This is a genomic window from Vibrio casei (assembly GCF_002218025.2).
In the GTDB taxonomy this organism is placed as follows: Bacteria; Pseudomonadota; Gammaproteobacteria; order Enterobacterales; family Vibrionaceae; genus Vibrio; species Vibrio casei.
The window spans coordinates 2,649,805-2,664,296 of the sequence record NZ_AP018680.1 but is presented as its reverse complement, the minus strand read 5'-3'; the positions used below and the strand labels follow the sequence as shown (position 1 = coordinate 2,664,296).

8 protein-coding genes, 2 tRNA genes and 2 rRNA genes are annotated in these 14,492 nt (G+C 43.4%); 10 read left to right on the top strand and 2 right to left on the bottom strand.

Translation table 11 applies throughout. From position 1 onward, the window contains the following. Positions 1-6 precede the first annotated feature (6 nt). Both gppA and rhlB read right to left on the bottom strand, forming a co-directional pair. Positions 7-1,497: a guanosine-5'-triphosphate,3'-diphosphate diphosphatase gene (gene gppA / locus VCASEI_RS12450; protein WP_086957752.1), complete on the bottom strand. Its 1,491-nt coding sequence runs from the start codon at positions 1,495-1,497 to the stop codon at positions 7-9. A 22-nt stretch (positions 1,498-1,519) separates the two neighbouring features. Further along, entirely contained in the window at positions 1,520-2,833 is a 1,314-nt protein-coding gene (rhlB, locus tag VCASEI_RS12445; protein WP_086957751.1) for an ATP-dependent RNA helicase RhlB, read from the bottom strand. 114 nt (positions 2,834-2,947) lie between these two features. On the opposite strand from rhlB, the gene trxA reads away from it, so the two are divergent. The 10 genes from trxA (at position 2,948) to VCASEI_RS12395 (ending at position 14,460) form a co-directional block, all read left to right on the top strand. After that, positions 2,948-3,274, top strand: a complete 327-nt coding sequence (trxA, locus tag VCASEI_RS12440; RefSeq protein WP_086957749.1) for a thioredoxin TrxA — start codon at positions 2,948-2,950, stop codon at positions 3,272-3,274. A 207-nt stretch (positions 3,275-3,481) separates the two neighbouring features. Next, positions 3,482-4,741 (top strand): transcription termination factor Rho, encoded by a 1,260-nt coding sequence (gene rho / locus VCASEI_RS12435; protein WP_086957747.1) that lies wholly within the window; start codon positions 3,482-3,484, stop codon positions 4,739-4,741. Between the two features lie 120 nt (positions 4,742-4,861). Then, the gene (locus VCASEI_RS12430) at positions 4,862-5,860 is read left to right on the top strand and encodes a hypothetical protein (RefSeq protein ID WP_089110838.1); all 999 of its coding nucleotides are present in this window, start codon (positions 4,862-4,864) and stop codon (positions 5,858-5,860) included. Positions 5,861-6,022: 162 nt separating this feature from the next. After that, positions 6,023-7,894, top strand: a complete 1,872-nt coding sequence (gene ubiD, locus VCASEI_RS12425) for a 4-hydroxy-3-polyprenylbenzoate decarboxylase (RefSeq protein WP_086957743.1) — start codon at positions 6,023-6,025, stop codon at positions 7,892-7,894. A gap of 1 nt (position 7,895) precedes the next feature. After that, the gene (locus VCASEI_RS12420) at positions 7,896-8,165 is read left to right on the top strand and encodes a 2Fe-2S iron-sulfur cluster-binding protein (protein WP_086957741.1); all 270 of its coding nucleotides are present in this window, start codon (positions 7,896-7,898) and stop codon (positions 8,163-8,165) included. Positions 8,166-8,177: 12 nt separating this feature from the next. Beyond that, on the top strand, positions 8,178-8,891 hold the full coding sequence (fre, locus tag VCASEI_RS12415; RefSeq protein WP_086957739.1) for an NAD(P)H-flavin reductase: 714 nt from the start codon (positions 8,178-8,180) through the stop codon (positions 8,889-8,891). Between the two features lie 540 nt (positions 8,892-9,431). Then, positions 9,432-10,988: ribosomal RNA gene (locus VCASEI_RS12410) — 16S ribosomal RNA — on the top strand. A gap of 84 nt (positions 10,989-11,072) precedes the next feature. Then, a tRNA-Ile gene (locus VCASEI_RS12405) sits at positions 11,073-11,149 on the top strand. Positions 11,150-11,189: 40 nt separating this feature from the next. Next, positions 11,190-11,265: transfer RNA gene (locus tag VCASEI_RS12400), tRNA-Ala, on the top strand. A 307-nt stretch (positions 11,266-11,572) separates the two neighbouring features. Further along, a 23S ribosomal RNA gene (locus tag VCASEI_RS12395) occupies positions 11,573-14,460 on the top strand. The 16S and 23S rRNA genes sit together here with 2 tRNA genes alongside, the layout of an rRNA operon. Positions 14,461-14,492 lie beyond the last annotated feature (32 nt).

Genomic DNA, 14,492 nt, shown 5'->3' with positions numbered 1-14,492 from the left:
GCGATCTTACGAGGTAATGGTTAAGGGCCAACCAATATCACTTTGTCGATTGGCTTCCATTTCTAATTCTGCGCGAGTAAGTGGATTATTATCTAACCAGGCTTGATTGATTTCTAATGTAAGTGAATCATCATTTGAATGTAATAGAAATTTGGGTTGAAGCTGAGTACTGCGCCTGTGAGTGAGCAGTACCGCTAAACGTAAAATTCGAAGTAAACGCTTACTGCTTTGACTTGAAAGTGCGTGTTGTTCTGGCAATGAAGTTAATTGTTCACGATATCGACGGGTTAATTCAGCAAGAAAATGTTTTTGAGCTCGAGTAAAGCCGGGTAGATCGAGGTTTTGTAATAAATAGGCACCATGTTCTCCGCCTTTTTTAAAGTCGATACTTAAGCCTATTTCATGTAACTCAGCAACCGATTGGAGTAAAAACGCGGCTTGGTTTTCTGATACCCAATGAATTCCACCGCATTGTTCAAGTAATTTTAAAGCAACAGAGGCGACTTGATTGCCATATTCAATATCGACTTGGTAGCGTTTTTGAATACTGGTAATGGTTCGTTGGCGAATGTTTGACTGATGCATTTCGCCAATCATGTCATAAGCAAGACCTTCTCGTAGTGCCCCGCCAGCTAATGTCATGGCTTTGATGTCTAAGCTTTCGAAAATGGCAATTAATATTGACAGACCACTAGGGAATACCAAGGCCCTTTCTAAGGTTAAACCATCAATTTCAAGTTCTTCAAGGTGAGCGGCCATCATGGCCTGTTTTTGCAGACGTTTGAGCTTGGCTAAGGTGATTATTTCATCCATTCCTTGTGCCAACATAATTTCCTGCAAGGCTTGTACCGTACCGCTTGCACCGACACAGATATCCCAGCCTAAATGTAAATATTTTTCTAAAATAGGTTGTAATGTCGCCTTGGCCGCCAAAATAGCCGTATCAAAATTACTTTGAGTTAATTGGCGATCATGGAAATAATTATCTAACCAAGTGACACAGCCCATCGATAAGCTGACTAATGCTTGAGCCTCAAACTCTTTACCGATAATAAGTTCAGTACTTGCGCCACCAATATCAACAACTAAACGTCGGCCTAAGCCACCAGAGGTATGGGCTACACCTTTATAAATGGTGGCGGCCTCTTCTTCACCACTTATAATTTCAACTGTGTGGCCTAGGATTTGATTCGCTTTTTCAGTAAAGGTGTTTACATTAGTTGCAGAGCGTAAAGCCGCTGTACCAACAATTCGAATATTCGTAGTTGGAATATCTTGGAGACGCTCTGCAAATAAGCTTAAACAGTCCCATCCTCGTTGCATGGCTTCTTGGCTGAGTTGGTTATTTTTATCCAATCCATTCGCCAAACGCACTTTGCGCTTAATTTTTGCCATGGTTTGAACGCTACCTTCAATATGACGAACGATTAGCATATGAAAGCTATTCGAACCCAAATCTATGGCTGCGTATAAAGGAGATGAAACTGTATTACTCATAAACCCATTATACCTATATCGATCAGTTGCTACGTGGCTGACGTGGACGGCGATTATTGTTATTACGAGAGCCATTGTTACGGTTTGAACCGCGTGCTCCACCCGTATTTGTGCGACGATTTGTTTGTGGTTTTCGCTGCAAGCGTATCGCGGGTGGTAAATCTGTCAATAGGGCATCAGCATCATATTCCGACATTGGAATTGAGTGCTCAATATACTCTTCGATGGCGGGTAAGTTAACCGCATAGTCTTCACAAGCAAAGCTGATAGAAGAACCACTTGCGCCAGCTCGACCTGTACGTCCAATACGATGCACGTAATCTTCAGCATCATCGGGTAAGTCAAAGTTGAAAACATGAGTGACTGCTGGAATATGTAAACCTCGTGCTGCAACATCTGTCGCGACTAAGAAGTCTAAATCCCCACGCGTGAATTCTTCTAAAATACGCTCGCGTTTCTTTTGTGGAACATCGCCTGTTAATAAGCCAGTACGGTGTCCATCGGCGGCCAAACTTCCCCAGACGGCTTCACATTTATGCTTGGTGTTGGCAAAAATAATGGCACGTTCAGGCCATTCTTCTTCAATTAATGTTTGAAGTAATGACATTTTGTGCTCATTCGATGGGTAAAATAATTCTTCCTTGATGTTATTACCCGTTTTTTGTTGATCTTCCACTAACACATGCTCTGGATTGTGCATATGTTCGAAAGCAAGTTCTTGCACGCGATAAGACAGCGTTGCCGAAAAAAGCATATTAAGGCGATCGCTTGGCTCTGGCATACGGCGGAACAAGAAGCGAATATCTTTAATGAAACCAAGATCGAACATACGATCGGCTTCATCCAGTACCACAGCTTGAATGCTGTTTAAGCTAAAAACTTTTTGCTTGTAAAAGTCGATGATACGGCCACAGGTTCCTATTAATATATCGACACCATCTTGTAGTTTGGTTAGTTGTTTATCGTAGCTTTCACCACCATAAGCAAGACCAGCCTTTAAGCCTGTCGATTCAATTAATCCTTCCGCATCGTTATAAATTTGGATCGCGAGTTCACGTGTCGGAGCCATAATAATGGCGCGAGGGTGATTTTTTTGTCGTCCTTCTGGTTCTGCTGTTTTGAGCAAATGATTAAAAGTAGCAGTTAAAAACGCAAGGGTTTTACCAGTCCCAGTTTGGGCTTGGCCTGCAATGTCTTGGCCGGTGAGCAGTACCGGCAACGCCAAGGCTTGGATAGGGGTACAATACTCGAACCCTTTTTTTTCCAATCCTTCAATGACTTGGGGTAATAAATCCAAGTCGGCGAATTTTTGCTCTGTGATATGTGTCTTCTTCATTGCTATAGAATATCAGCTTAAGCTTGCAATACGAAAGTAAATCCATTCCAATAGGCAATCTAATTGCTGGTTATCATCCAACCAGATCATAAAATATATATATTGGAGTGGAAGATGAGTGACAAGATTATGCAGCTTTCTGATGAAGGTTTCGAAAATGATGTAATCAAAGCTGCTGGTCCAGTTCTAGTAGATTTTTGGGCAGAGTGGTGTGGTCCTTGTAAAATGATCGCCCCAATTCTTGATGAAATCGCTGAAGAATATGAAGGTAAGCTCACCATTGGTAAGTTAAATATCGATCAGAATGCTGGGACACCACCAAAGTTTGGTATTCGTGGTATTCCAACACTACTTTTATTTAAAGATGGTGGTGTTGCTGCAACGAAAGTAGGCGCTATCTCTAAGACTCAATTGAAAGAGTTTTTGGATGCCAACTTATAATTACAATTGATTTTGTAATTATAAACCGCATATAAATGGCTTATGTGCGGTTTTGTCTTTTTATAAAGCTAGACTAGTCTTTATTTTAGTGATAATTTATCGCACGTTAATTAGACAAATATCCATTTCTTGGCCGTTCCTTAAGGTCAAACCTATCTTATAAATAACCAACAGAATCCTATTTTGACAAAAAAAGCATCTACCACTATGAACCTAACAGAACTGAAAAACAGACCTGTATCTGAGCTTGTTGCGCTTGGCGAAAGTCTTGGCTTGGAAAATTTAGCCCGTTTAAGAAAGCAAGATATCATTTTTTCCATCCTAAAAGCGCATGCGAAAGGTGGTGAAGATATTTTTGGCGATGGGGTTTTAGAAATACTTCAAGATGGCTTTGGCTTCTTGCGCTCGGCAGATTGTTCTTACCTTGCTGGCCCTGATGATATTTATGTCTCACCAAGTCAAATTCGCCGCTTTAACTTACGGACTGGTGACTCGGTAGCAGGTAAGATACGACCACCTAAAGATGGTGAACGCTATTTTGCTCTTTTGAAAGTAAATACTGTTAACTTTGATCGCCCAGACAACGCCCGTAATAAAATACTTTTCGAAAACTTAACTCCTCTACATGCGAATGAACGCATGGTGATGGAGCGTGGTAATGGTTCAACCGAAGATATTACCGCTCGAGTTCTTGATTTAGCTTCTCCGATCGGTAAAGGCCAACGTGGTTTGATTGTTGCTCCGCCTAAAGCGGGTAAAACTATGTTGCTGCAAAATATCGCTCAAAGCATCGCCTATAATCACCCAGAGTGTGAATTGATGGTCTTGCTTATTGATGAGCGCCCGGAAGAAGTGACTGAGATGCAACGCCTTGTAAAAGGTGAAGTGATTGCGTCTACGTTTGATGAGCCAGCTTCTCGTCACGTACAGGTTGCTGAGATGGTAATTGAAAAAGCCAAGCGTTTAGTTGAGCACAAGAAAGACGTTGTTATCTTACTTGATTCAATTACTCGTCTTGCTCGTGCATATAACACGGTTGTTCCTTCATCAGGTAAGATCCTCACTGGTGGTGTTGATGCTAACGCTTTACATCGACCTAAGCGTTTCTTTGGTGCGGCTCGTAATGTTGAAGAAGGCGGAAGTTTAACTATTATCGCAACGGCATTGGTTGATACCGGCTCTAAGATGGATGAAGTTATCTACGAAGAATTTAAAGGCACAGGTAATATGGAATTACACTTGAACCGTAAAATTGCGGAAAAGCGTGTATTCCCTGCGATCGATTTCAATCGTTCTGGTACTCGTCGTGAAGAGTTATTAACAAAAACAGACGAATTACAAAAGATGTGGATTTTACGCAAAATTGTTCACCCTATGAGTGAAACTGATGCAATGGAATTCCTCATTGATAAGCTCGCAATGACGAAGACGAATAATGAATTTTTTGATGCAATGCGTCGTCAATAATTTAAACGTTAGTTAATTGTTGGTTTAACGAATATAATCACCGCTCACATTGAGCGGTGATTTTTATTGTCTTCGATAAAATTTGTCTGCACTATTGTCGCAATATAAAAGGAAGAGAATATGCGACAAGGATTGTTAGCCATTACTTTACTTCTGAATGCTGTCTTGTGGTCACCATTAACTTTTTCTCTTGATATTACTCAAGAAGACGTTGATTTATTATTGACTGACTCTCAAGTATTGCATTCAACTAATGCGATTTATCAAGATGTTTTATTTGATAATGCTGATTCTGTTAGAAATACATTGGCGCAGACACCCCTGCCAGAACAAGAAGTCATTCGATTTCTATTGCTTAAAAAAATTGAAAGTCAGAGATTAGTCTTAACGCCAAGAATGGCTATTTTTATTAAGTCACAGCAACAGCGCACTCCTATTTATACGGTTTTTGATTCTGGTGACAGCTATATCGCCAGTATGCCTGCATTCAATGCCTCCCTTATTGCTGACCGTTTAATTGCAAGTTGGAAGCAGGATCAAACAACCATTGATTTTATTATTGCGGCAGAAAACCAAGATTTGGATTTGTTTAGTTGGTTGAAAGGTAATTCTCCTATATCGAAAGAGCATGAAACCTTGTTAGTGAATGAGGCGGGTAGTTTATCGCCACAAGCACTAGAATATTTAGTTAATCAGTTGGTGGGGAAGTCATTAATTCAATGGGTACCGTCTACGCCAGTTGTTGTTAAGTTGGCACAACTGACGCAAGATCAACGGTTATATAGTTTGCTTTGGAAGATGAAAGCCAATAAAGCCAGTGAAGATGAAATTAAACGGTTGGTTTCGGTTGGTGATGATTTTTCAATGAATCAATTAATGGAAGCAACTCAAAATCCGGCTTTGAAAAATATAGCAATAAACGGTTTGGTTCAGATTCAACCTATGAATGAAATGGTCAAAAGTTTTTTGGTGGAGAAGCTCAATCATGTCGATGATGGGTCTATAGTGGCACAAGCCTTATCTAAGAGCTCATATCGTAGTTGGCTTATTCATTTGATCGAAAATGGTAGAATCAAAAACTCTCAAATATTAATGCAATCTTTGGTGGTAAAAGAATAATTATTGTATCGTGTGGATTTACACTGCCACTTCTCGGAAGGGGATTATCTTCTATCAGTTATGACTGAAATGATAATCATTGATAATTTTATTCTGAGCCTCATGCATCTTAGGTCGCTTGAGTATATAATGCTCAATATTTGGAATAGCCAGTAGATATTTATGAGCTTTAAAGATTTACGCGATTTTGTTGAGCATTTAGAAATCAAAGGGTTGCTTAAACGCATTTCTCACCCTGTGGACCCTCATTATGAAATGACCGAGATTAGTGATCGCACCTTGCGAGCTGGTGGACCTGCATTATTATTTGAAAACCCTATTGGCTATGATATGCCAGTTCTTACCAATTTATTTGGTACGACAGAACGTGTTGCAATAGGAATGGGGCGTCAAGATGTCTCTGAGCTTCGTGAAGTCGGTAAATTACTGGCGTACTTAAAAGAACCGGAGCCTCCAAAAGGCTTTAAAGATGCATTTGATAAACTGCCAATCTTTAAGCAAGTCTTAAATATGCCAGTAAAAAAAATACGCTCAGCACCTTGCCAAAAAATCGTACTTGAAGGTGATGAAGTTGATCTCGATAAAATTCCTGTGATGAGTTGTTGGCCGGGTGATGTCGCCCCTCTATTAACGTGGGGGCTAACGGTTACCAGAGGCCCAAACAAGAAACGGCAGAATTTAGGTATTTATAGACAACAAAAAATTGGCAAAAATAAAGTCATTATGCGTTGGCTTGCCCATCGGGGGGGAGCTTTAGATTTACGTGATTGGGTGGAAACGAACCCTAATAAACCATTTCCTGTTTCGGTTGCATTTGGGGCGGACCCTGCCACTATTTTAGGTGCAGTGACTCCGGTCCCGGATACATTATCAGAATATGCTTTTGCCGGTTTATTACGTGGTAGTAAAACTGAAGTCGTAAAATCTATTAGTAATGATCTTGAAGTACCTGCTAGTGCGGAAATGGTATTAGAAGGTTATATTGATCCAACAGAATTTGCCGATGAAGGTCCTTATGGAGATCATACTGGCTATTTTAATGAAGTTGAAAAGCATCATGTTTTTACAATAACACATATAACAATGCGAAAAGATGCCATCTACCATAGTACCTATACTGGTAGACCACCGGATGAACCTGCGGTTCTAGGCGTTGCATTAAATGAAGTCTTTGTTCCTATTTTACAAAAACAGTTTCCAGAAATTATTGATTTTTATTTACCGCCAGAAGGCTGTTCATACCGGATGGCTGTTGTGACAATGAAGAAACAATATCCTGGTCACGCTAAAAGAGTGATGATGGGGGTGTGGTCATTTTTACGCCAGTTTATGTACACAAAATTTGTGATTGTTTGCGATGAAGATGTAAATGCCCGTGATTGGGAGAGTGTCATGCAAGCAATGAGTAAGCATATGGATCCGGCTCGGGATACTTTATTGATAGATAATACCCCAATTGACTCTTTAGATTTTGCTTCTCCTGTTGCTGGTCTTGGTTCTAAAATGGGCTTGGATGTTACTATGAAATGGCCAGCAGAATTAGAGGCCATCGGTTTCAAAGAAAACCCACTACCTTCTTCAGTATTAACTCAACAACAAGTTGAAGCCCTTCAACGTCAATTTCCGGAAATAAGTGATTGTCACTTTCCACTTGGTTCCGATTCGTCTTATATTGCGATACTCAAAATACGTAAACAAGAAGTTGGTCATGGTAAGAAGTTAATGCTAAATGTATGGGATTTCTTAAAGCCATCTTCTGATATTAGATTTATGATTTTGTGTGATGAAGATGTTGATATTCGAGATTGGAACGATATTATCTGGGCTATTACTACTCGAATAGATCCAAGCCGAGATACACTAATTGTTGAGTCAGATGGCGTAATAGATTCAACAATGGGTTTAGATGCAACGAATAAATGGGTAGGTGAGACTCAAAGAGAGTGGGGGACGCCAATAAAGAAAGATCCTAAAATCGTTGCGACTATTGATGCTATTTGGAAGCCGCTCAACATTTTGGGTGAATTTAAATAGAATGGTTTATAAAATAACGCTTTTACCTAGCTATCTTGAATTCAACGTAGATTCAGCCCAAACGCTTTTAGATGGCGCTTTAGCTAATGGAATTAGTTTACCAAGCAGATGCCGTGTTGGTGTTTGTACAATTTGTGCTTGTAAAAAAATCAAAGGGACAGTTGATTACGATCTTGAACCTGTACTTACGGAAAAAGAACAGAGACAAGGTTGGATATTTCCCTGTCAAGCTTATGCAAAAAGTCACTTAGTCTTGTCTTTAGACGAGTGAGTAGAGGAAGTCATGACCATCGAATGTAAAGTAAAATCAATTGAACCATTAGCAAGTAATACATTTCGTATATTGTTAAATCCGGAGACCCCTGTCGATTTTAAAGCGGGTCAATACCTAATGGTTGTTATGGAAGAAAAGGATAAGCGTCCATTTTCCATTGCAAGTAGCCCATGCCGCCATTTGGGTGAACTAGAGCTTCATATCGGTGCTGCTGAGCATAATGCTTATGCTATCGAAGTAGTCGAGGCGATGAATGATGCTTACGCGAACGACCGTACTATCACAATAGATGCGCCGCACGGCACCGCATGGCTGCAAGAAGATAGACAAGAGTCACTTTTATTAATTGCTGGTGGTACTGGGTTTAGCTATGTTCGATCAATATTAGATCATTGTATAAGTCAGAATATTAGCAACCCAATTTATCTTTATTGGGGAGCAAAAGATAGTAGCCAGCTTTATGCTCTACAAGAGTTAAACACAATTGCAGAAGAACATAGTAATGTACATTTCATACCTGTTATTGAGCAGTTGGAGAATGAATGGATAGGAAAGGTTGGAAATGTACTTGAAGCGATCAATCAAGATTTTTCAACACTAGAAAATTTTGATGTTTATATAGCTGGTCGTTTTGAAATGGCAGGTTCTGCAAGGCAACAATTTGTTGATTATAAGAAAGCAAAGAAGAATCGTATTTTTGCTGACGCATACGCTTTTATTTAAATAAACCTAATTATTGAATTAAAAACAAACAAAAAAGGAGCTTTTCGCTCCTTTTTTGTTCGAGCGTTAAATAAAAACAAAAAAAGTGAAAAAAGGGCTTGCCAATGTGATGAGCTTCTCTATAATGCGCCCTCACTGACACGGAGCACACAGCCTAACGGCGCTGCGAGTCAGAGGTCAAAACCTTCTCAAAAAGGGTTAGGAAATAAGTTTCAAAAAGTGTTTGACACTGAAGCTTAAATGACTAAAATGACCGACCTGTTCACTGAGGCGCAAGCCGAAAGAACAACGCTCTTTAACAATTTAAACCTATCAATCTGTGTGGGCACTCGTTGATGATAATCAAAAAGATTTATCAATGAACTGAGTGACCAATCGAGATTACTTCTCTTTTTATAAAGAGCTTAATCTTGGCACAGTCAATTCATTATCATTTCCTGCTGGGAAATGGTAATAAACTTTAAAGTTACTTTCTACCTCGGTAGAAATGAGTTTGAAGTCAGTAATCATTGAGCCGATGCGAAAGCATCAACAAAACTTTAATTGAAGAGTTTGATCATGGCTCAGATTGAACGCTGGCGGCAGGCCTAACACATGCAAGTCGAGCGGAAACGAGAAGGTGCTTGCACCTTCGGCGTCGAGCGGCGGACGGGTGAGTAATGCATAGGAAGTTGCCCTAACGAGGGGGATACCAGTTGGAAACGACTGTTAATACCGCATAATCTCCTTTCTGTTAAAGGAAAGAAGCAAAGCGGGGGACCTTCGGGCCTCGCGCGTTAGGATACGCCTATGTGGGATTAGCTAGTTGGTGAGGTAATGGCTCACCAAGGCGACGATCCCTAGCTGGTCTGAGAGGATGATCAGCCACACTGGGACTGAGACACGGCCCAGACTCCTACGGGAGGCAGCAGTGGGGAATATTGCACAATGGGCGAAAGCCTGATGCAGCCATGCCGCGTGTATGAAGAAGGCCTTCGGGTTGTAAAGTACTTTCAGTTGTGAGGAAGGTTTCGTCGTTAATAGCGGCGTTGCTTGACGTTAGCAACAGAAGAAGCACCGGCTAACTCCGTGCCAGCAGCCGCGGTAATACGGAGGGTGCGAGCGTTAATCGGAATTACTGGGCGTAAAGCGCATGCAGGTGGTTTGTTAAGTCAGATGTGAAAGCCCGGGGCTCAACCTCGGAAGGTCATTTGAAACTGGCAAACTAGAGTACTGTAGAGGGGGGTAGAATTTCAGGTGTAGCGGTGAAATGCGTAGAGATCTGAAGGAATACCAGTGGCGAAGGCGGCCCCCTGGACAGATACTGACACTCAGATGCGAAAGCGTGGGGAGCAAACAGGATTAGATACCCTGGTAGTCCACGCCGTAAACGATGTCTACTTGGAGGTTGTGGCCTTGAGCCGTGGCTTTCGGAGCTAACGCGTTAAGTAGACCGCCTGGGGAGTACGGTCGCAAGATTAAAACTCAAATGAATTGACGGGGGCCCGCACAAGCGGTGGAGCATGTGGTTTAATTCGATGCAACGCGAAGAACCTTACCTACTCTTGACATCCAGAGAAACCAGTAGAGATACAGGTGTGCCTTCGGGAACTCTGAGACAGGTGCTGCATGGCTGTCGTCAGCTCGTGTTGTGAAATGTTGGGTTAAGTCCCGCAACGAGCGCAACCCTTATCCTTGTTTGCCAGCGAGTAATGTCGGGAACTCCAGGGAGACTGCCGGTGATAAACCGGAGGAAGGTGGGGACGACGTCAAGTCATCATGGCCCTTACGAGTAGGGCTACACACGTGCTACAATGGCGCATACAGAGGGCAGCGAACTTGCGAAAGTAAGCGAATCCCAAAAAGTGCGTCGTAGTCCGGATTGGAGTCTGCAACTCGACTCCATGAAGTCGGAATCGCTAGTAATCGTGGATCAGAATGCCACGGTGAATACGTTCCCGGGCCTTGTACACACCGCCCGTCACACCATGGGAGTGGGCTGCAAAAGAAGTAGGTAGTTTAACCTTCGGGAGGACGCTTACCACTTTGTGGTTCATGACTGGGGTGAAGTCGTAACAAGGTAGCCCTAGGGGAACCTGGGGCTGGATCACCTCCTTACGAAAGATTTATTATTGATGAGTACCCACACAGATTGATTAGGTTTATAAAAGTTAAAAGTTAAAAGTTAAGAGTTTTAATGTTGGGTCTGTAGCTCAGCTGGTTAGAGCGCTCGCCTGATAAGCGGGAGGTCGGTGGTTCAAGTCCACTCAGACCCACCAATTTTCTTTCGAAAAGTTGGTCAACATTAAAAAACAAGATGGGGCTATAGCTCAGCTGGGAGAGCGCCTGCCTTGCACGCAGGAGGTCTGCGGTTCGATCCCGCATAGCTCCACCATCTTTAAATGTTTTTACTAAGAATGTTTAAACATGGTTACCTCGAAAGAGGCTTAACTTGCTCTTTAACAATTTGGAAAGCTGACTAGATAAACATTTACTGTTTATCTTAATAAAAGTTCTCAAATCTTATTGCTTGCTTGCAAGTAATAAGTAACAACACACATTCAAGTGTCTTGTATTCTACAAACCAGTAATGGTTTGTTCTATTGAGTCCGGCAAATCGTTTATTTTGGATTACCCTCCAAAATAAACAAAAACTAAACCTTATTTAGTTGAACATACATAAAGACCCTTTTGGGTTGTATGGTTAAGTGAATAAGCGTACACGGTGGATGCCTAGGCAGTCAGAGGCGATGAAGGACGTATTAACTTGCGATAAGCGTAGATTAGGCAGTAAAAGCCACTTGAGTCTACGATTTCCGAATGGGGAAACCCACGTGCATAAGCACGTATTATTAACTGAATACATAGGTTAATAAGGCGAACCGGGGGAACTGAAACATCTAAGTACCCCGAGGAAGAGAAATCAACCGAGATTCCGAAAGTAGCGGCGAGCGAAATTGGATTAGCCCTTAAGCTTTATATGCGTCAGGTGAAGGCTCTGGAAAGTGCCGCGATACAGGGTGATAGCCCCGTAACCGACAACGCATACTAAGTGAAAACGAGTAAGGCGGGACACGTGATATCCTGTCTGAACATGGGGGGACCATCCTCCAAGGCTAAATACTCCTGACTGACCGATAGTGAACCAGTACCGTGAGGGAAAGGCGAAAAGAACCCCTGTGAGGGGAGTGAAATAGAACCTGAAACCGTGTACGTACAAGCAGTAGGAGCACCTTCGTGGTGTGACTGCGTACCTTTTGTATAATGGGTCAGCGACTTATATTTAGTAGCAAGGTTAACCGTATAGGGGAGCCGTAGGGAAACCGAGTCTTAACTGGGCGTCGAGTTGCTAGGTATAGACCCGAAACCAGGTGATCTAGCCATGGGCAGGTTGAAGATTGAGTAACATCAATTGGAGGACCGAACCGACTAATGTTGAAAAATTAGCGGATGACTTGTGGCTAGGGGTGAAAGGCCAATCAAACCTGGAGATAGCTGGTTCTCCCCGAAAGCTATTTAGGTAGCGCCTCGGACGAATACTACTGGGGGTAGAGCACTGTTAAGGCTAGGGGGTCATCCCGACTTACCAACCCTTTGCAAACTCCGAATACCAGTAAGTACTATCCGGGAGACACACGGCGGGTGCTAACGTCCGTCGTGGAGAGGGAAACAACCCAGACCGCCAGCTAAGGTCCCAAAGTATAGCTAAGTGGGAAACGATGTGGGAAGGCTCAGACAGCCAGGATGTTGGCTTAGAAGCAGCCATCATTTAAAGAAAGCGTAATAGCTCACTGGTCGAGTCGGCCTGCGCGGAAGATGTAACGGGGCTAAGCTATACACCGAAGCTGCGGCATCCTAGTTTACTAGGATGGGTAGGGGAGCGTTCTGTAAGCCGTTGAAGGTGAACTGAGAAGTTTGCTGGAGGTATCAGAAGTGCGAATGCTGACATGAGTAACGATAAAGGGAGTGAAAAACTCCCTCGCCGGAAGACCAAGGGTTCCTGTCCAACGTTAATCGGGGCAGGGTAAGTCGACCCCTAAGGCGAGGCTGAAAAGCGTAGTCGATGGGAAACGGGTTAATATTCCCGTACTTCTTATAAATGCGATGGGGGGACGGAGAAGGCTAGGTGGGCCTGGCGATGGTTGTCCAGGTTCAAGTGCGTAGGCTAATTTCTTAGGTAAATCCGGGAAATTGTTAGGCTGAGACACGATGTCGAGCTACTACGGTAGTGAAGTCATTGATGCCATGCTTCCAGGAAAAGCCTCTAAGCTTCAGTTTGTAAGAAATCGTACCCCAAACCGACACAGGTGGTCGGGTAGAGAATACCAAGGCGCTTGAGAGAACTCGGGTGAAGGAACTAGGCAAAATGGTACCGTAACTTCGGGAGAAGGTACGCTCTTGTTGGTGATGAGACTTGCTCTCTAAGCTGACGGGAGTCGCAGATACCAGGTGGCTGCAACTGTTTATTAAAAACACAGCACTGTGCAAAATCGTAAGATGACGTATACGGTGTGACGCCTGCCCGGTGCCGGAAGGTTAATTGATGGGGTTATCTTCGGAGAAGCTCTTGATCGAAGCCCCGGTAAACGGCGGCCGTAACTATAACGGTCCTAAGGTAGCGAAATTCCTTGTCGGGTAAGTTCCGACCTGCACGAATGGCGTAATGATGGCCACGCTGTCTCCACCCGAGACTCAGTGAAATTGAAATCGCTGTGAAGATGCAGTGTACCCGCGGCTAGACGGAAAGACCCCGTGAACCTTTACTACAGCTTGGCACTGAACATTGACCCTACATGTGTAGGATAGGTGGGAGACTTTGAAGCATTCACGCCAGTGGATGTGGAGTCAACCTTGAAATACCACCCTTGTAGTGTTGATGTTCTAACTTAGCCCCATTATCTGGGGTGAGGACAGTGCCTGGTGGGTAGTTTGACTGGGGCGGTCTCCTCCCAAAGAGTAACGGAGGAGCACGAAGGTGGGCTAAACACGGTTGGACATCGTGTGGTTAGTGCAATGGCATAAGCCCGCTTGACTGCGAGAATGACAATTCGAGCAGGTGCGAAAGCAGGTCATAGTGATCCGGTGGTTCTGAATGGAAGGGCCATCGCTCAACGGATAAAAGGTACTCCGGGGATAACAGGCTGATACCGCCCAAGAGTTCATATCGACGGCGGTGTTTGGCACCTCGATGTCGGCTCATCACATCCTGGGGCTGAAGTCGGTCCCAAGGGTATGGCTGTTCGCCATTTAAAGTGGTACGCGAGCTGGGTTTAGAACGTCGTGAGACAGTTCGGTCCCTATCTGCCGTGGGCGTTGGAAGATTGAAGGGGGCTGCTCCTAGTACGAGAGGACCGGAGTGGACGAACCTCTGGTGTTCGGGTTGTCATGCCAATGGCATTGCCCGGTAGCTAAGTTCGGAATCGATAAGTGCTGAAAGCATCTAAGCACGAAGCGAGCCCTGAGATGAGTCTTCCCTGGCGCTTTAAGCGTCCTAAAGGGTTGTCGGAGACTACGACGTTGATAGGTTGGGTGTGTAAGCGCTGCGAGGCGTTGAGCTAACCAATACTAATTGCCCGTGAGGCTTAACCATACAACACCTAAAGGGTTTTGGTTGGACTTAAT